Here is a 19,012-nt window from a genome sequence, read left to right as displayed (position 1 = left end):
TTGCGTGTGCTACTCCATGCCATATGGACGGTATCGACGCCGGTGACGACGACAACCAGCTCCTCGCGGACCCGGGGGACGCGCGCTCGAACTGCGGGGTCGGGGTCGTCGTCGACCTCGACGGCGGCCAGTCGCATCGCGTCCTCGCGGACGCACTGGACGTCCTCGCGAACCTCGAACACCGCGGGACGACGGGCGCAGAACCGAACACGGGCGACGGCGCGGGCGCACTGATACAGACGCCCGAGGGCTTCTTCGCGGACGTCTTCGACGGCCTCCCCGACGAGTACGCCGTCGGGTCGCTGTTCCTCCCCCAGAGTCCGGTCGAGCGCGAGTCGGTGGTCGAGACGGTCGAGGCGACGCTGGCCGACCACGGGCTCGCCGTCGAGGGCTGGCGGACGGTCCCGACAGACAACGCCGACCTCGGGGAGACTGCACTGGGGTCAGAGCCACACGTCACGCAGGTGCTCGTCGAGCCCGCGGGCTGCGACGACTTCCAGCGGGCGCTGTACGTCGGCCGGCAGGCAGTCGAGGCCGCCGTCGACCACGACCGCTTCTACGTCTGCTCGCTCGACCCGGACACCGTCGTCTACAAGGGCCTGCTGAAGGGCGAACAGCTCGCCGACTACTACCCGGACCTCACCGACGACCGCGTCGAGACGGGGTTCGCGCTGGTGCACGCGCGGTTCTCCACGAACACGCTCGGCGCGTGGCACCTCGCCCACCCCTACCGGACCATCGTCCACAACGGCGAGTTCAACACCATCCAGGGGAACGTCAACTGGATGCGCGCCCGGGAGGCCGACATCGCGACCGAGGGGTTCACCGACGAGCAACTGGAGACGGTGCTCCCGGTCATCGACGACCCCGAGCAGTCCGACACGGCGAGCGTCGACAACGCCCTCGAGTTGCTCATGCAGTCGGGGCGGTCGCTCCCGCACGCGCTCCGGATGCTCGTTCCGGAGGCGTGGCAGGGCGACGACGAGCTGTCCGAGCCACGCCGGGACTTCTACGACTACCACGCCAGCCTCGTCGAACCGTGGGACGGCCCGGCGCTGGTCGTCGGCACGGACGGCGACCGGGTCGGCGCCGTTCTCGACCGGAACGGGCTGCGGCCCTGCCGCTACGAGGTACGCGACGACGGCACGCTCGTGATGGCGTCCGAGCAGGGCGCGCTGGACGCCGACGCCAGCGAGGTGAGCGAGCGCGGCCGTCTCCAGCCGGGCGAGCTGTTCCTCGCCGAGCCCGGCCGGGGCGTCGTCGACGACGAGGACGTCTTCGCCGACCTCACGGACGACCGGTACGGCGAGTGGGTCGCCGACGAACAGGTCCGCCTCGAGACGGGCGGCGGCGACCTGCTGCCCAGCGACCCCGCGGCGGACCTGCGCGCCGAGCAGGCGATGTTCGGCTACACCGAGGACGAGCTCGAGGAGCTGGTGGCGCCGATGGCCGAGGACGGCAAGGACCCCGTCGGGTCGATGGGCGACGACGCGCCGCTGGCCGGGGTCTCGACGTTCGACCTGCCGCTGGCCTCGTACTTCCGGCAGCTGTTCGCGCAGGTCACCAACCCCCCGATAGACTACCTCCGAGAGGACCTCGTGACGAGCCTGGAGACCCGGCTCGGCCGCCAGCGCAACCTCCTCGGAGAGTCCCCCGAGCACGCCCGGCAGGTCGTCCTCGACAGCCCAGTCCTGACGGACGCGGACCTCGACGCCGTCCGGCACGCCGGCCGGCCGACCGAGACCATCGACCTCGCGTTCGACCCCGGCGAGGACCTCGAAGCCGCCGTCGAGCGCGTGCAGGCGGCGGCCGCCGAAGCAGTGGAGGACGGCGCCGAACTGCTCGTGCTCTCCCAGCGGTCGGCGGGCGAGGACGCGCTCCCGGTCCCCTCCCTGCTGGCGACGGGCGCCGTCCACCACCACCTCGTTCGCGAGGGCCTGCGGGCGCGCGTCGGCATCGCCGTCGAGGCGGGCGACGTCCGGACGGTCCACCAGCTCGCCACGACGGTCGGGTACGGCGCCGGCGCCGTGAACCCCTACCTCGCGGTGCAGTCCGTCCGCGACCTCGTCGCCGGCCCCGACGGCCCGGACGCCGACGCGGCGGTGGCGTCGTACGTCGAGGCGCTCGAGGACGGTCTGCTGAAGGTGCAGTCGAAGATGGGCATCTCGACGGTGGAGTCCTACCGGGGCGCCCAGATCTTCGAGGCGGTCGGCCTCGACGAGTCGGTCGTCGACCGCTTTTTCGAGGGGACGCCGAACCGCACCGGGGGCGCGACGCTCGCGGACCTCGAAGCCGACGTGCGCGCCCGCCATCGGGCGGGCTTCGGCGAGACCGAGGACGGTGCTGGCGCGGCGGGCGTCGAGCGCGTCGGCGAGTTCGAGAACCGGACGAGCGGCCGGTTCCACCAGTGGAACCCGGACACCGTCCACAGCCTCCAGGAGGCGGTCGAGGCCGGCGACTACGGGGCGTTCGGCGAGTACGCCGGCTACGTGAACGACCAGACGGAGCAAACGGGAGCGCTCCGGGGGCTGCTAGACGTCGACACCGCCGACCGGGAGTCGGTTCCCGTCGACGATGTCGAGCCGGTCGCGGACATCGTCGAGCGGTTCTCGACGGCGGCGATGAGCCTCGGCTCCATCAGCCCGGAGGCCCACGAGACGAACGCCGAGGCGACCAACCGGCTCGGCGCGAAGTCCAACACCGGCGAGGGCGGCGAGCCGCCTGAGCGCTTCGACACCGACCGCGAGTGCGCCATCAAGCAGGTGGCGTCGGGTCGCTTCGGCGTCACGTCGACGTACCTCGGGGCGGCCGACGACCTCCAGATCAAGATGGCACAGGGCTCGAAGCCCGGCGAGGGCGGCCACCTCCCGGGGTCGAAGGTCAACGAGATGATCGCCGACGTGCGCTGCTCGACGCCCGGCGTCGGGCTCATCAGCCCGCCGCCCCAGCACGACATCTACAGCATCGAGGACCTCAAGCAGCTGATTGCCGACCTCCGGTCGGCGAACCCGGACGCCCGCGTCCACGTGAAGCTCGTCGCCGAGGCGGGCATCGGCACCGTCGCGGCGGGCTGCGCGAAGGCCGGCGCCGACTGCATCCACATCTCCGGGCACTCCGGCGGCACGGGAGCGAGCCCGAAGACGAGCATCAAGCACGCCGGCCTCCCGTGGGAGCTCGGGCTCGCCGAAGCCAACCAGCTGCTGCGCGAGACCGGGCTGCGGTCGCGGGTGACCCTGCGCGTCGACGGCGGGCTGAAGACCGGTCGCGACGTCGCCGTCGCCGCCCTGCTGGGTGCCGAGGAGTTCGCGTTCGGCACGGCGTCGCTCGTGTCGGCCGGTTGCGTGATGGCGCGCATCTGCCACACGAACAACTGTCCGACCGGGGTCGCCACCCAGGACCCGGAACTCCGCCAGCGCTACCGGGGGACGCCCGAGCGCGTCGCGAACTACCTCCGGTTCGTCGCCCGGGGGCTGCGCGAGATCACGGCCGCCCTCGGCTACGAGTCGGTCGACGACCTCGTCGGGCGCGTCGAACACCTCTCCCAGACCGACGTCGACGAGGGGCGGGCGAGTCGCCTCGATCTCTCCCGGGTGCTCGCCGAGCCGTCGGGCGACGACGACCGCATTCGGACGCGCGGGCAGGACGCCCCGGACGTGTCCCTCGACGAGGCCCTGATTGCGGCCGCCGAGCCGGCGCTGGCGGGCGACGGCAGCGTCTCGCTCGCGCGGGACGTCGACACGAGCGACCGCTCCGTCGGTGCCCGCCTGTCTCACGCCGTCACCAGCGAGCACGGCACCGTCGGACTCCCCGAGGACAGCGTCCACGTCTCCCTGGACGGCGCTGCGGGTCAGTCGTTCGGCGCGTTCCTCGCGTCCGGCGTCACGCTCAGTCTCACCGGCGCCGCCAACGACTACGTCGGCAAGGGCCTCTCGGGCGGCACGGTCGCCGTCCAGACGCCCCCGGACGCGGGCTTCGACCCGGCCGAGAACACGGTCGTCGGGAACGTCGCGCTGTACGGCGCGACCGACGGCGAGTGCTACGTGAACGGCGTCGCCGGCGAGCGGTTCGCCGTCCGGAACTCCGGCGCCCACGCCGTCGTGGAGGGCGTCGGCGACCACGGCTGCGAGTACATGACCGGCGGCATCGTCGTCGTGCTCGGCGACGTCGGCCGGAACTTCGCGGCGGGGATGAGCGGCGGCGTGGCGTACGTCCACGACCCCGACGGCGACTTCGCCGACCGCTGCAACACCGAGATGGTGCGGGTCTCCCGGGAGCTCTCCGAGCGCGACGAGGCGGCACTCCGGCGCCTCGTCGAGAACCACGCCGCCCGCACGGACAGCCGGCGTGCGGCCGACCTGCTGGCCGACTGGCCCGCCGCCGTCTCCGAGTTCGCCGTCGTGATGCCCGATGCCTACCGCGAGGCCATCGACGAGCGCCCGGAGGCCGACGCGCGCCGGTCGCTCCCGGCGAGCGTCCGCGACGACCGCTCGGTCCCCGGTAGCGCCGACTGACCCGCTCAGTCGGTTCGACCGGCCGCCGAATCCACTGACTGACCGCCGGGTCGCTCACTCAAACGCCGATTTGAGTCCGCGACACGTCTTTTGTCCGGTACTGCGTAGCCGCTGTCGTGTCTCGGAAGGTTACTCGCCGGGGAGCCATCGGCGTCCTCGGCGTGGGGCTGGCGGCGTTCACTGGCGCGTCCTCGCGGCGCTCGCGCTGTGCGACGGTGACCGGCCGGGGGGACGCGACCTGCGGCGACGCCCTCGCGCTGTCCGGTCCCGGAGAGGTCGCTACCGGCGGCCCGAACCCGAAGTTCGTCGCCGCCAACGACGCCCAGCACAGCGGCGCCGACAGCGGTGATGGCGGCGGTGACGGCGGCGGTGCGGTCGACGTGGCGGCGGGTGCGTGGGCGGTCTTCAGGCGGTCGAACGGCTGGGAGCGGGTGGCTGCTGGACCGGGTGGCGGCAGCGTCACGCTCGCACCGGGCGAGGAGACTGCGTGGGTGCTCCTGCTGGCCGGTGACGGCGGGGGAAGCGACGAGGACGGCGGTGGCGGCGGCATCGGAGCGTTCTCCACGCAGACGCGGTACGTCGGCCCGGTGGCGCTCGAGCCCGGTGACCACGCGTTCGTCGCGCGGGGCCGCCGCGACGGCACCCCTGTCGAGTCGGTCCTCGAGTTCGCCGTCGTGGAGTGAAATCGGTGTTTCACTGCCCACAAAGGTTTCTTCCGTGGCCGAAATCCGTACATCCATGAAACGCCGAGCGTTCCTCGCGACCGGTGCGGTGCTCGCCACGGCCGGCTGCCTCGGCCGCGCCGGCACGGGGGGCGACGACTCGACACCGACGAGCGTCGACGACGACTGTCCGGACGTCTCCGACGGCACCGACGCGACGGTGTGTTCGGGCACAGCGGAGAACCAGCCGGCGTCGTTCGGCCAGAGCGCAGACCGGGTTGCGGTCGGCGAGACGCTGGAGGTCACCCTCGCCAACGACTCGGCCGACGAGGTCGGGCTGAACCCCTACGACTGGCGCGTCCACCGCGAGACCGAGGACGGCTGGGAGCCCGTCGACCGCGGCGCCGTCATCGAGCCGTGGGTCGTCCTCGAGGCCGGCGAGCGCGTGCGCTGGCGGGTCGGCGTTGGCGAGACCGCCGACACCGACACCGGCCCCGAGGACGTCTACGGCGGAACGCTCGCGCTCGAGTCGGGCCAGCGGTACGCGTTCTCGGTGTCCGTCGACGTCGACGAGGACCGCGTGGTGTTCGTCGCGCCGTTCAGTGTCGAATAGCCACGGCTTTTGGGTCGGGGGCCGACCGTCCGGGCATGGACACGGCACTCGTCGTCGGCGGCACGCGGTTCATCGGCCGCCACCTCGTCGCGGAACTGCTCGCCCACGACTACGACGTGACGACGTTCAACCGCGGGAACCACGACGACCCGTTCGCGGACGACGACCGCGTCTCCCGCGTGGAGGGCGACCGCACCGACCGACGGGACCTCTTGCAGGCCAGGCGAGCGGTCGAGCCGGACGCCGTCTTCGACTGCGTGGCGTACAAGCCCCGGGACGTCGAGTCAGCCACCGAGATCTTCAGCGACGTCGAGGCGTACGTCTACGTCTCCAGCGGCGCGGCGTACGCCGACGAGGACGTGCCCAAACGCGAGGACGAGACCGAACTGGAGTCGTGCTCCGCCGAGGAAGCGACCGACGACTCGCCGGAGACCTACGGCGCGCGGAAGGCCGCCGGCGACCGTATCGTCTTCGAGGCCGCCGACCGCGGGGTGCCGGCGATGGCGGTGCGCCCGCCGGTCGTTTACGGCCCCCACGACTACACCGAGCGCCTCGCGTACTGGGTCGACCGCGTCGCCGAGCACGACGAGGTCGTCGTGCCCGGGGACGGCACGAACCTCTGGCAGCGCGTCTACGTCGAGGACGTCGCGCAGGGCCTCCGCCTCGTCGCCGAGGAGGGTACGCCGGGCGAGGCGTACAACGTCGGCGACCGCAACGCCGTCACGCTCGACCGCCTGCTCGACCTGATTGCCGACGCCCTCGACACCAGCGTCGAGCGCTCGTACACCAGCCCCCGGGAGCTCTCCATCGTCGACCTCGAGCTCGGCGACTTCCCGCTGTACCGCGACTACCCCCACGTGCTGGACACGTCGAAGGTCGCCGAACTCGGCTACGAGTCGACGCCGCTTGCCGAGGCGATGCAGCGCACAGTCGACGCCCACCGCGAGCACGGCCTGACGGGTCGGGACAACGGCCCGGACAGGGAGGTAGAGGAGCGGCTGCTGGACGTGCTGGACACGGTCTGAAACCGCAACCCACGCAGACCGAACGCTTTTGCACTGGGTCGTCGAACCCGAATCCGAGTGACCGATGACCTGGCTTCTCGTCACGTGACGGCGCCCCTCGAGGGGTTTCGTCGCTCCGCTTGCACCGCGCTCGACCGCCGACACACGCCCACAGATGCGAATTCGTGAAGCCACACCAGACGACGCACAGGCAGTCAAACAGGACCTCCTCGTTCCCGGATTCCGCGAGAGTGCAGCTCTCGACCCCGCGTTCAACGAACTCGACGAGGACGGGGTCGCCGACGCCGAAATCGACCGGTGGCTGGACGACGAGACTCGCGTCCTCTTCGTCGCCGAAACAGACGACGGGGAACTGGCAGCGCACATCTCCGGGTGCCGCCACGACAGCGTCCCCATCTACGCCCGGGGCGCGTACGCGAGCGTCGACGGCCTCTACGTGAAACCGGAGTACAGGCGGGAGGGGCTGGCATCCCGGCTGTTCGACCGAATCGAGGACTGGGCCGCCGACCGCGGTTGCGAGCACGTCGGCGTGTCCGCGCACGTCGACAACGACGCCGCCGTCGAGATGTACGACGAACGCTTCGAACGCAAGTACGTCTCCTACCGGGGCCGGGTCGGCGAGGAGTGAGGCGAGCGGCGCCCGGCAGGCTGGCCGGCGACGAGTAGGTTTTTACTCGTCCCCGAGGGAGTCCCGGTATGTTCGAGAAGTCGACGTGGATCCGGCTCCCGCGGAACGTCGTCGTGGGCCACGACGTGCTCGACGACACCGTGGAGGTCGTCCGCGACACCCACCTGACGGGGCGGCCGCTCGTGGTGACGAGCCCGACGCCGAAGACGGTGGCCGCCGACGACATCGTCGCGCAGTTCGAGGCCGTCGGCGACGACCCGGCGGTCGTGGTCGTCGAGGAGGCGACCTTCGACTCCGTCGAGCGCGTGCTCGGCGAGGCCGAGGCCGTCGACCCCGGCTACCTCGTCGGGGTCGGCGGCGGGAAGGCCATCGACATCGCGAAGATGGCAAGCGACCACCTCGGCGTCGGGTTCGTGAGCGTGCCGACGGCGGCGAGCCACGACGGCATCGTCTCCGGCCGTGGGTCTGTCCCGGAGGGCGACACCCGCCACTCGGTGTCGGCGGCGCCGCCGCTGGCGGTCATCGCCGACACGGGCGTCATCGCGGACGCGCCGTGGGAGCTGACGACGGCGGGCTGCGCGGACATCATCTCCAACTACACCGCCGTGAAGGACTGGCGGCTGGCGAACCGCCTCCAGAACGTCCCGTACAGCGAGTACGCCGGCTCGCTCTCCCAGATGACCGCGGAGATGCTCGTGGACAACGCCGCGAACATCAAGCCCGAACTGGAGGAGTCCGCGTGGGTCGTCGTGAAGGCGCTGGTCTCCTCGGGCGTCGCGATGTCCATCGCGGGGTCGTCGCGGCCCGCGTCGGGCAGCGAGCACCTGTTCAGCCACCAGCTCGACCGCATCGCGCCCGGGAAGGCGCTGCACGGCCACCAGGTCGGCGTCGGTTCCATCCTCGCGGAGTACCTCCACTCCGGCCAGGAGGGCCAGTGGATGGCGGTCCGGGACGCGCTGGCGAGCCTCGACGCGCCGACGACGGCCGAGGGGCTCGGCATCTCGGACGAGGAAGTGCTGGAGGCGCTCACCTCGGCCCACGAGATTCGGGACCGCTACACGATTCTCGGCTCCGGCATCAGCGAGGCGGCCGCCCGCGAGGCCGCCACGCGCACAGGCGTCATCTGAGCGCGACGTCCAGCCGCCAGAGCGCCGCGCCGCCGACGACCACGCGCGTGCCGTAGGTCGCCACCCGGAACAGCACCAGCGCCGACGCCAGCGCGCCCAGGGAGTGTCCGGTGAGCACGGCGACGATGCCGCCGAGGGCGGCGTCCATCGGCCCGAGGCCGCCCGGAACGGGGACGGCTCGTGCGAACCCGGCCAGCGGCAGCGCCACCAGCGCGACCGAGGGGGCGACCGGGAGGTCGACCGCGTGCAGGCAGAGGTACAGCGCCAGAACGGCGAGCAGCCAGCTGGCGTGGGCGGCGGCCACCGCGACAGCGAGCCGCCGCTGGTCTCGCGCGAGCGCGCCAACGTTCCCGAGAAAGGCGTCGAGCGCGGCGCGGACGCGCTCGCGGTCCAGCGAGGAGTCGACGCCGGGAAGCAGCCGGTCGACGCGCGCCGCCCACAGCACGAGGTCGACGACGACGGTCCTGTGTCGAGCGACGAGGCCGCCGGCGACGACGGCCGCCACAAGCACGCCCCCGAACGCTCCGACGACCACCGGTGCAGTCCCGGCGTCCCTGCCGGCCGCGAGCACCCCGACCAGTCCGGCAGCTGCGACCGTCGCAGACGCGAGCACGTTCAGCGCTTCCCAGCTCGCGACGCCCGCGACGGCCCGACTGGCGCTCGTCGTCCCGCCGCGGCCGACCGTGTACGCCACGAACGCGCCCTTCCCGACGCCGCCCGCGGGTAGCACGGACCGGAGGAACGTTCCGGCGAGGGCGGCGTAGCGCGCGAGCCAGACGTCCGGCGACCCCCGGGAGACGCCGATGGCGACCCGGAGCCCTTCGGCGCCGACGACCATGCCGACCAGCGACGCCGCGACTGCCGGCAGGAACAGGGAGGCATCCGTTGCTGCGAGGTGCTCGGTGACGCGCTCCCAGCCGACGCCGTAGACGAGCGCGGCCACGACCGCGGCGGCGACGCCGAACCGCACGACTGCTCGGCGGAGGCGCGGGCTGTGGTGGCGACGGAGGACGTCCACACGGACGGGTCGCGGGTCCGGTCAATGAGCGTTGTGGTCGCCGAGGCGGCCGCGGCGCGCGCCGACCGACGGGTGCAGCGCGAACGCGCCGGCGAGCCGGCCGCGCTCGGTCGCCAGCAGCCCGCGGGCCGCGAGCGTCGCGAGCGCGCGGTCCATCGCCGACGAGGTGGTGTGTCGGGCGGCGTACGCGTCGGCGTCGAACTCCGTCCAGCGGACGACCGGCCCGGCGGCGAGGAGCAAGCCGACCGAGGCCACAGCCGGGACGGCGAGCCCGGCGAGGACGCCGCTGGCTGCGAGGAACAGCGGTGCGAGCGCGGCGCCGACGGCGACGAAGCGGACCGCGACGTGGGCGCGGCGGTGGTGGCCGGCCTCGTGGGCGACGACCGCCGCGACCGCGCCGTCGTCCAGCGTCTCGAACAGCGCCTCCGTGACGAAGACGTACCGGTAGCCGGGGAGCGCGCCGGCAGCGAGCGCGTTCGCGACGGGCGACCGCGGCGTCTCGACGACGCGAACGCGGAGGTTGCGGGCGCACTCGGGGACGCAGGCGCGCTCGCGCTCGGTGAGGTCGCGGACGGCGCCGTGGCGGGCAGCGACTGCGGGGAGGCCGGCGGCGAGCGCGAACGCCGCGGCGGCGACGGCGCCCAGGCCGGGCAGCCCAGAGGGGGCGGCCAGCCAGACGGCGACCACCGCGAACGCCGGCGCGGTGAGCAGCGCCGCGAACCGCAGGTAGCGCGCCACGATTCGGCGGTAGTCCGGGGGTGCGCGCGTGACGGCGGCCCACGCCGGCCGGGAGCCCAGGTGGACGGCGAGCGCGGGCGCGACGCCGCCGACGGCCACAGTGCCCGCCAGTCCGGCGAGCACGCCGACGGCTGTCGGCCCGGGGACGGCGGCGACGACGGCGTCGTCGAGGATGGAGTCCGTGGCGAGCGCGACGCCCGCCACCGCCACGGCGACCTGCAGGACGCGGTTCGCGCGCCGCAGCCGCGTCGCTGCGGTCGTCCGGTCGGACGCGCGGGTGGCGAGCCTCGCGGTCAGCCGGCTCGCGGCGTACGCGACGGCTGGGAGGGTGCCGAGAGCGGCCGCGTGCATCACCCGTACCTAGGGCGTCGTGCCACTAAGCTACACGTGGTCGTCGAGGAACTCGACGACCTTCGAGTACGCCGTGACCTGGTTCTCCAGCTTCGAGAAGCCGTGGCCCTCGTCCTCGAAGACGAGCTGTTCGACGGGGACGTGTTCGCTGGCCTGCTCGACGATGCGTTCGGCCTCGCCAACCGGCACCCGGGGGTCGTTGGCCCCGTGCAGCACGAGCAGCGGCGACCGGATCTGGTCGGCGTTGTTCGTCGGGCTGATGGACTCGAGGAACTCGCGGTCCTCGTCGAGGCTGCCGTACTCGGCTTCGCGGTGTTCGCGGCGCCAGTCGCCCGTGTTCTCGAGGAAGGTGACGAAGTTCGCGATGCCGACGATGTCGACGCCGGCCGCCCACAGGTCGGGGTACTCGGTGAGCGACGCCAGCACCATGAAGCCGCCGTAGGAGCCGCCGTAGGCGACGACGCGGTTCTCGTCGACGTCGTCCCGGGCGGCGAGCCACTCGACGCCCGCCTTCCCGTCGGCGACCGAGTCCATGCGGTTGCGGACGTTGTCGAGGTTGAGGTACTCCTTCCCGTAGCCCGAGGAGCCGCGGACGTTCGGCTCGAAGACGGCGTAGCCGTTGTCCACGAAGTACTGGCGCAGGGACATGAAGAAGGGGCGGCGCTGGGCCTCCGGGCCGCCGTGGAAGTCGACGACGACCGGGTGGGGGCCGTCGCCGTCCGGGAGCGTGAGGAACGCGGGGATGTCGCGCCCGTCAAAGGTCTCGTAGTGGACGAGTTCGGGCTCGCGGAACGTCGACTTCGGGATGCCCGCCGTCGACGCCCGGGTCCACCGCTGGCTCTCGCCCGACTCGACGTCGAGGACGTGGACGTTCGTGTTCTCGGTGGCCCCGGAGACGGCGACGGCCAGCTCGTCGCCGTCGGGCCCCCACGAGAGCCCGAAGACGACGCCCTCAGGGAGGTCCGGGGACGGGTACTCGTCGAGACTCGTCCCGTCAGGCTCGGCGACGGTGAGTTCGCTGTAGCCGTCGCGGTTCCGGACGTACGCCAGTCGGCCGGCGTCGTGGTCGACGGAGACGGCCTCGATGGGCCAGCCGTCGCCGTCGGCGACCCGCTCGATGGTGCCCGTCTCGGGGTCGAGCAGACCGAGGTAGCGGGTGTCGGCCTCGTGGTCGGTGGAGACGTAGACGCCGTCGCCGTCGGGCTCCCACGCCACCGACGAGAACCGCGTGTCCGCCTCGAACGGCGTCGCGTGCGTCAGCTCGCCCGACTCGACGTCCAGCACGTAGACGTCCTCGTCGAAGTTCGAGTGGCCGTCCACGACCAGCAGGCGGTCGTCGCCGGGGCTCCAGCCGGCCACCGACGGCCAGTCGAACTCGTCGCCCGAAAGCACCAGCTCGGCGTCTTCCCCGGTCTCGTCGCGGCCCTGTACGTAGACGTCGAAGCGCCCCTGGTCGCGGCGGTTCGCCGCGTACGCGAACCGGTCGCCGTCGTGGCTCCAGCCGCCCCAGTTGTGCTTCGCGTCCGGGGCGTCGGTGAGCTGGACGTCCTCGCTGCCGTCGGCGGACAGCCGATACAGCTGCGTGAACTCGTCGCCGCCCTCGTCCATCCCGTAGACGAGCTCCTCGCGGGTCGGCGAGAACGACGCCCACAGCACGCGCTCGTCGTGGAACGTCAGCTGGTCGGGCCACGACTCGGGTTCGTCGACGCGCCAGACCTGGTTGGTGCCTGTGGTGTCCAGCGTGAACGCCAGTTCGCCGTTCGGCCCGAGCGTCGGCCCGCCGGCCCCCCGGATGTTGAGGTACCGCTCGATGTCGTACGCCATACAGTCACGTGGTCGCTGGCCCGGTTATCGGTTCGGGTCCCGGAAGCCGCCGTCCAGCAGGAGGCCGGCCGCCGTCTTCCGGACGTAGGTCGCGACCGGCTGTCCCTCCGGGAGCGTGTAGTGGTCGCCGAGGTCGGCCGCTGACGGCGACTCGGGCTCGAAGCCCGGCGACCGGAGCCGGCGGACGGCCTCGGCGAGCATCCCCTCCGAGGCGTCGAACAGGCGCTGCCGGACCGCCCCCCACGTCGGCGCGTCCCCGATGGCGACCTCGCGGGTGACGACGAGCTCCCCGCCGTCCAGCGTCTCGTTGATGCGCTGGAGGGTCACGCCCGCGGTCTCCTCGCCGTGGACGTACTCCCAGAACCCCATCGGCTGCCCCCGGTACTCCCGGATGTCGCCGTGGTGGAAGCTCAGCACGCCCCGGTCCGGCGCCGTCAGGGCGTCCCCGACGAGGAACCCGAACCCGAACCGGACGGCCACGTCGACCGCCCGCAGCCGGTCGACCACGCGCTCCGGCAGCCGGTGCTTCCAGCCGTCGACGGACTCGGGCTCGCAGGCCAGCCAGTCCGGCGCCGCCAGCCCGTCGAGATCCCGGATCCGGAGCGGCTCCAGCGCGGGCAGGTCGGGCCCGAATACCTCCTGGACGCCCGCGAGGACGCCCCACTCGCGCAACTCCACCAGTCGCTGCAGCACCTCGACCGCCGACCGCTCGCTGCCGGACGCGTCCGCGACCACGAGCGGAATCTCGACGCCGTCCACCGCAGTCAGTTGCTCGACGGCTGCGGCCGCCCACTGCGGCAGCGTCTCCCCGTGTGTCAGCAGCGCCACCCGGGTCGACGCGCCGTCAGTCATCCGTGGCCGCCACTTCGCGAGTCGACCGCACGCGCTCGTTCAGCGACGCCATCGTCACCACGTCGACCTCGCCGCGGTCCCTTCGCGCGCCGAGTTCGGTCAGGAACTCGCGGACCGGCGGCCACTGCGCGTCGTTCGCGAGGTCGTAGAGGTGACACCAGAGGTGGCAGTCGCCGTCGGACTCGACCGCGGCGTCGACCGCCCGGGAGAGGTAACGGCGGTGCAGCCGCTGGCGCAGCCCCACGGGGAGTGCGCGGAACGGCGGCGGCGGCGGCCGCTGGCCGGACGGCAGCGTCGACGCCGTCAGGGACGGGTACGACGTGCAGTACGTCTCCACCACACCGTCCACGAGCCGCGGCTCGAAGGTCGGATGCGGGCCGACCACGAGTTCGCCGGCGCGAGCCAACCGCCCCCGGTCGCTCGTGTCTCGGCTCACGCGAACGGTCTCGATGCCGGCGCCCCGAAGCGTCGCCCGCTCCGGCGGGCTGTGCCGGGGCGGGACGACCGAGTGGGCAGCCGACCCTGTCAGTGTCTCGAGCTGGGACTGAGCCCGCCTGAGCTCCCAGGCGACCGTCTCCGGGGAGGCGTCCCCGCAGATGACGTGCGAGTACGTGTGCGTGCAGAGCTCGTGGTCCGTCTGTCGGCCGAGTATCTCGTGCCCGACCGCCGGCGCATAGAACAGGGGATTCGCCTCGGCGTCCGTCCCCGGGTCCGCCTCGAACCAGCCGTTCCCGTGCGGGCCGTCGTGGGTGCCGTCGCACTCGTCCTCCAGGAGGTGGCCGACGACGTCGAACGACACCGGCACGTCGACGCGGTCGCAGTGGTCCAGCAGCCGCCCGAGCGCGTTCCGCTCGGCTTCGCCGTTCTCGCTCAGGTGCTCGCTCCCCTCGAGGTCGTGGACGCCCCAGCCCAGTTCCACTTCGATGCTGATGGTGACCGCCATCCCCAGAACCGTCCCCGACCACCGGGAAAAGTAGTCGGCGGCTACTCGCGGTCCCGAAGCGGCGGCCCGGAACGGAACGGTTTTTATCGGAGTGTTTCGTCTCCGGGAGTATGCGCGTGGCGTTCGTCTCCGAGACGACCGCCCAGCACGCGCGCGGCGACGATCTGGACCGGCTCGCGTTGCTCGCGGACCTCCTGACGGAGCGCGGCCACGACGTCCACGTCTGCTGTGCGCAGTGGTGGGACGGCCAGCCCGACGCCTTCGACCACGAAGGGGTCACCTACCACGCGGTGACGGCAGACCGCGGCCAGCGCTGGTTCGCGCCGAAAGTCGCCACTACGCTGTCCGGTCTCGACCCGGACGTGGTGCACGCGACGAGCCGGACGCCCGGCCACGTCTACGGCGCCCGCTGGGGCGCTCTGCTCGCGGGCGCGCCGGTCGTCCTCGACTGGTACGACACCCGCACCACGACCGACGGCCTCACCGGACGGGCGTACCAGTACGCCGCCCGGAAACCCGGCGTCGTCGTCACGCCGTCCCGGACGGTGAAGACCACCGTGCGGGAGCACGGCGGGAACGGCGAGGACGTCCGCGTCGTCCCGACCGGCATCGACATGGAGGGCATCCGGCGGGCCGTCCCCGGCGACGGCGGCGACATCGTCTGCAGCCGCCGCCTCGACGAGGACGCCAACGTCGAGTCGCTGTTCCTCGCGCTCGCGGAGTTCCGCGAGTACGACTGGAACTGCACCATCGTCGGCGACGGCCCCGAGCGCGCGAGCTACGAGCGGCAGGCCCGCGACCTCCGCATCGCCGACCGCATCGACTTCGTCGGCGACTGCTCGGTCGAGGAGCGCGTCGAGATCTTCAAGAACGCCCACGTCTACGTCCACACCGCCGAACGCACGCCGTTCGCGCTCGACCTGCTGCGGGCGCTGGCGTGTGGCTGCGTCGGCATCGTCGAGTACCACGCCCAGTCCTCCGCCCACGAGCTCGTGGAGACCTACGAGCGGGGGTTCCGCGCGACCAGCGACGAGGAGATCACGGAGTGTCTCGTGCGGGCGGGCGACCTCGAGCGGAAGGCCGTCGACGAGTCGTTCGCCGACTACGACCACGACCAGTTCCTCGACGCCTACCTCGACGCCTACGAGGACGCCCAGGCGTCGGCCGGCCTGTTCTGACGCGCTCTCACAGTCGCTGCTGCGCCAGTCCTCTCACTCGCCGTCGTCTGTTCCGGTGTCGGTCGCGTCGGCGACGCGGACGGCGGCGACGTTCTCTTCGACGTCGTGGACGCGCACGATGTCGGCGCCGCGGTCGGCCGCGAGCGCCGTGGCAGCCGTCGTGGCGTAGCCGCCCTCGTCGGGGTAGCAGTCGACCTCGCCGAACATCGACTTGTGGCTGTGGCCGACGAGCACCGGGCAGCCGAGCGCGTGGAACTCGTCGACGCGGTCCAGTAACTCGAAGCTCTCGGCGGCGTCCTTCCCGAAGCCAAGTCCGGGGTCGACGATGACGTGCTCGCGAGGCACGCCGGCTTTCTCCGCGAGCAGCACGCGCTCGGTGAGCTCGGCGAGCACGTCGTCGACCACGTCGTCGTAGTGGGGGTCGTTGTCGGGGTCGACGGGCGTGTCGATGGAGTGCATCACGACGATGGGGGCGTCGTACTCGGCGGCGACGAACCGCATCTCGGGGTCCTCCAGTCCCGTCACGTCGTTGAGGATGTCGGCGCCGGCTTCCAGCGCTTGCCGGGCGACCTCGGCCTTCCGGGTGTCGATGGACACCATCGCGTCGAGGTCGCTGATGCGCTCGACGACGGGGAGCACGCGGTCCAGTTCTTCCTCGACGGAGACGGGGTCGGCGCCCGGCCGCGTGGACTCGCCGCCGATGTCGACGACGTCGACGCCGACCTCCACCATGGCTTCGGCTCGCGCGACGGCGTCCTCGACGGCGTCGTACTCGCCGCCGTCGTGGAAGCTGTCCGGCGTGACGTTCAGGATACCCATCACGGCGGTGCGGTCGCCCTCCCACGGGTAGCCGTGCGTGGCCGGCTCGGTCTGGATGTCCAGCGCCTCGCGGAGGTCGTCGCCGAACGCGCTGAGGCCGTAGGGTTGTCCGTCCAGCTTCTCGCAGAGGCGCTTGAACTGCGCCATCGTCCCCATCAAGACGGCGTCCAGCGTCCCTCGCGGCTGGGCGTTCAGCCCCGACAGCGAGCACTCGCCGCCGAGGCTCAACAGCTCCTCTTTGAGGTACTGGGCCTGCCGCTTCTGCACACGGGTCTTCACGACGCGGTGGACGCCCTTCCCGCGCATCCGCCAGACACCCGGGGGCGTCACGTGCGCGCGCTCCAGCGCGTCCCGGGCGTCGTCGAGGTCGTCGATGTCGGTCTCGACGAACGACCGGGTCCACCGCGCTCGGGCCTCCGCGACGGCGAACAGCGACCCGGCGACGAGCACGAGGTCGTCCTCGCTGGCTTCCTCGACGGCAGCAGCGACCGCCGACTCGACGGCGCGCTTGACCGTCACCTCGCCTGCGCCCGCCTCCTCGAAGACGGTCGCGAGCACGTCGGCGTCCTCCGCGCGGTCGGTGTCCGGCTCGCTCACCCACGCCCGGTCGGCGGCCGGGAGCGCGTCCGCCATCCCCCGGTGGTCCTTGTCGTGCATCGCGCCGAACACCGTCAGCAGCCGGTCGTAGTCGAACTCGCCGACCGTCTCCGCCAGCGCCTCGCAGGCGCCGACGTTGTGCGCGCCGTCCAGCACTACCACCGGGTCGGCGCCCATCACCTCGAAGCGTCCCGGCCAGTGGGCCTTCCGCAGCCCCCGCGAGAGCGTCTCCGCGTCCACGTCGGCGACCTGTCGCGCGAGCGCCGCCGCCACGCCCGCGTTCTGCGCCTGGTACTCGCCGAGCAGGGGAATCTCGGCGTCGACCGACCAGTCGTCGCCCGCCAGCGAGACGGCGGCCTCCGTGTGGTTCGTGCGGCCGCCGTAGGTCGCCGTCAGGTCCGCCTCGTCGCGCTCACCGACTGTGAGCACGTCGCCGGCCTGTTCGCGGACGGCGTCGAGAGCCTCTCCCGTGGTCGCCGTCACGAGCAGATTGCCGCCGTCGGGCGCGACGTGCGCCTTGTCCCGCGCGATTTCGGGAATCGTGTCACCGAGCACGCCCGTGTGCTCCAGCGTCACCGACGTGACCGCGCTTGCCACCGGGTCGACCACGCTGGTCGCGTCCAGCCGGCCGCCGATGCCGACCTCGAGGACGGCGACGTCGACGTCCTCGCGGCCGAACTGCCACAGCGCCATCGCCGTCACCACCTCGAAGTACGTCGGCGCCTCCCCGTCCGCCGCGCGCTCGTTCACCCGCGGCTGGACGGCCTCGACGAACTCCGACAGCGCCGCCTTCGACAGCTGTCGGCCGTTCACGGTCACGCGCTCGCGCACGTCGTCGAAGTGCGGCGACGTGTACAGGCCGACGTCCAGCCCGGCCTCCCGGAGCGTCGCCTCCAGCAGCCGCGCGGTCGACCCCTTCCCGTTCGACCCCGCGACCTGCACGTACTGCGGCCCGCCCGCCCCCTCGTGGGGGTCGCCGAGGTGGGCGAGCAGGTCCGCCGTCGACTCGGTCCCCGGCTTCGGCCGGTACCGCCGGAGGTCGAGCAGGAAGTTCGCCGCCTCGTCGTAGCGCATACACGAGCCGAGCCACGCTGCCAGTATCAGGCTGTCGGAGCCGGCACCAGCGACGTGGTACCGCGACGCGTGCCAGCGGGAATCGTGAAACGGCTGTTTGACCCATCCGAACCGACTTTTCCCCGAGCCGTCTACGACGTTCCGCATGAACCGACGCGACTTTCTCGCCGGAACGGCAGCGTCCCTCCCGCTCGCGCTCGCCGGCTGCCTCGGCACCGGCAGCGGCGGCGACGACGACCCGACACAGACCCAGACACCGGAACACAGCCCCGGCGACGGCCCGTTCGCGGTCGGCGACGAGGTCGGCCTCGGCGACGACCGCGCGCTGACGGTCGCCGACTTCGACGCCTCCGCGTTCGTCGTCTCCCGGGACGGCGCCGACCGCACCGTCCACTCCGGGAAGACCACCCGGTACGTCCACGTCGCGCTCAAGCCCGACGGAATCGACGACCGCGAGGCCTTCGCCGCCGACAACGTCACGCTCGTCGTCAACGACGAGGAGTTCGGCGACCCGGTCTTCCCGCTCGGCGGCGGCCCCAGCCAGTTCGTCGCCGCCTACCCCGTCCCGACAGACGTGACGCCGTACACGGCCAGCGTCGAGGTCGACACTGGCGACGGCGAGACCGCGTCCTGGGAGATCGACGCGCGCGGCATCGAGAGCATCACCCAGACGGTCGACTACGCCGTCGCCGACGTCTCGCTGCCCGACGCCGTCGAGCCGGGCGCCGAGTTCACTGCCGAACTCACCGTCTCGAACAACGGCGACGCGATGGAGTTCGTCGTCCAGTATCGAGGCGGCGGGAACACGGGCCGCGAGACCCTCGACGTGCCCGCGGGAGAAGAGAGTACGCTCGAACTCGACCTCACGGCGCCAAGCGACCCCGGAGGCGACGACGGCTTCGGCGTCACCCTGGAGTGGGGGGCTCGAGGCGTCACCGAACTCGTCCTCTACGAAGAGTCCACGACGACGACGACGGCGTCCTCGGAGTAGTCGCAGTAGTTCAAACGCCGATTTGTCCCTACCGAGGGCCTTTGATATCCCCTCCACTACG

14 protein-coding genes are annotated in these 19,012 nt (G+C 72.2%); 8 read left to right on the top strand and 6 right to left on the bottom strand.

What is annotated here, in order from left to right; genetic code table 11:
* The first annotated feature begins 23 nt into the window (after window positions 1–23).
* From gltB to LT971_RS08015, 6 genes are all read left to right on the top strand, one after another.
* Window positions 24–4,511: a glutamate synthase large subunit gene (gene gltB, locus LT971_RS08040; protein ID WP_237006368.1), complete on the top strand. Its 4,488-nt coding sequence runs from the start codon at window positions 24–26 to the stop codon at window positions 4,509–4,511.
* A gap of 116 nt (window positions 4,512–4,627) precedes the next feature.
* Window positions 4,628–5,194, top strand: a complete 567-nt coding sequence (locus tag LT971_RS08035) for a hypothetical protein (RefSeq protein WP_237006367.1) — start codon at window positions 4,628–4,630, stop codon at window positions 5,192–5,194.
* Between the two features lie 55 nt (window positions 5,195–5,249).
* Window positions 5,250–5,786, top strand: coding sequence for a hypothetical protein (locus tag LT971_RS08030; protein ID WP_237006365.1), 537 nt, complete (start codon window positions 5,250–5,252; stop codon window positions 5,784–5,786).
* Window positions 5,787–5,821: 35 nt separating this feature from the next.
* On the top strand, window positions 5,822–6,811 hold the full coding sequence (locus tag LT971_RS08025) for an SDR family oxidoreductase (RefSeq protein ID WP_237006364.1): 990 nt from the start codon (window positions 5,822–5,824) through the stop codon (window positions 6,809–6,811).
* A 154-nt stretch (window positions 6,812–6,965) separates the two neighbouring features.
* Window positions 6,966–7,439 carry a GNAT family N-acetyltransferase gene (locus tag LT971_RS08020; RefSeq protein ID WP_237006362.1) on the top strand — a complete coding sequence of 158 codons (474 nt, stop codon included), beginning with the start codon at window positions 6,966–6,968 and terminating at the stop codon, window positions 7,437–7,439.
* Window positions 7,440–7,507: 68 nt separating this feature from the next.
* The gene (locus LT971_RS08015) at window positions 7,508–8,566 is read left to right on the top strand and encodes an NAD(P)-dependent glycerol-1-phosphate dehydrogenase (protein ID WP_237006361.1); all 1,059 of its coding nucleotides are present in this window, start codon (window positions 7,508–7,510) and stop codon (window positions 8,564–8,566) included.
* Here the strand turns inward: LT971_RS08015 and LT971_RS08010 are convergent.
* From LT971_RS08010 to LT971_RS07990, 5 genes are read right to left on the bottom strand one after another with little or no spacing between them, the layout of a single operon-like run.
* Window positions 8,559–9,584 carry a lysylphosphatidylglycerol synthase transmembrane domain-containing protein gene (locus tag LT971_RS08010; RefSeq protein WP_237006360.1) on the bottom strand — a complete coding sequence of 342 codons (1,026 nt, stop codon included), beginning with the start codon at window positions 9,582–9,584 and terminating at the stop codon, window positions 8,559–8,561. The two genes, LT971_RS08015 and LT971_RS08010, sit on opposite strands and share 8 nt — an antisense overlap.
* 21 nt (window positions 9,585–9,605) lie before the next feature.
* Window positions 9,606–10,673, bottom strand: a complete 1,068-nt coding sequence (locus LT971_RS08005) for a M48 family metalloprotease (protein ID WP_237006359.1) — start codon at window positions 10,671–10,673, stop codon at window positions 9,606–9,608.
* Window positions 10,674–10,703: 30 nt separating this feature from the next.
* Complete coding sequence (locus LT971_RS08000; RefSeq protein ID WP_237006358.1) at window positions 10,704–12,497, bottom strand: S9 family peptidase; 1,794 nt, start codon at window positions 12,495–12,497, stop codon at window positions 10,704–10,706.
* Window positions 12,498–12,521: 24 nt separating this feature from the next.
* Window positions 12,522–13,349 carry a formyltransferase family protein gene (locus tag LT971_RS07995; RefSeq protein ID WP_237006357.1) on the bottom strand — a complete coding sequence of 276 codons (828 nt, stop codon included), beginning with the start codon at window positions 13,347–13,349 and terminating at the stop codon, window positions 12,522–12,524.
* Complete coding sequence (locus LT971_RS07990; protein WP_237006356.1) at window positions 13,342–14,292, bottom strand: polysaccharide deacetylase family protein; 951 nt, start codon at window positions 14,290–14,292, stop codon at window positions 13,342–13,344. The genes LT971_RS07995 and LT971_RS07990 overlap by 8 nt, the downstream gene beginning before the upstream one ends.
* Before the next feature lie 110 nt (window positions 14,293–14,402).
* On the opposite strand from LT971_RS07990, the gene LT971_RS07985 reads away from it, so the two are divergent.
* Entirely contained in the window at window positions 14,403–15,470 is a 1,068-nt protein-coding gene (locus LT971_RS07985) for a glycosyltransferase family 4 protein (protein ID WP_237006355.1), read from the top strand.
* 33 nt (window positions 15,471–15,503) lie between these two features.
* On the opposite strand, the gene folP is transcribed toward LT971_RS07985, so the two are convergent.
* Window positions 15,504–17,960, bottom strand: coding sequence for a dihydropteroate synthase (gene folP / locus LT971_RS07980; protein ID WP_237006354.1), 2,457 nt, complete (start codon window positions 17,958–17,960; stop codon window positions 15,504–15,506).
* 145 nt (window positions 17,961–18,105) lie between these two features.
* On the opposite strand from folP, the gene LT971_RS07975 reads away from it, so the two are divergent.
* Entirely contained in the window at window positions 18,106–18,951 is an 846-nt protein-coding gene (locus LT971_RS07975; protein WP_237006353.1) for a hypothetical protein, read from the top strand.
* Window positions 18,952–19,012 lie beyond the last annotated feature (61 nt).

It is taken from the genome of Halobacterium rubrum, assembly GCF_021729015.1.
Lineage (GTDB): Archaea > Halobacteriota > Halobacteria > Halobacteriales > Halobacteriaceae > Halobacterium > Halobacterium rubrum.
This window is presented reverse-complemented; position numbering and strand designations above follow the sequence as displayed.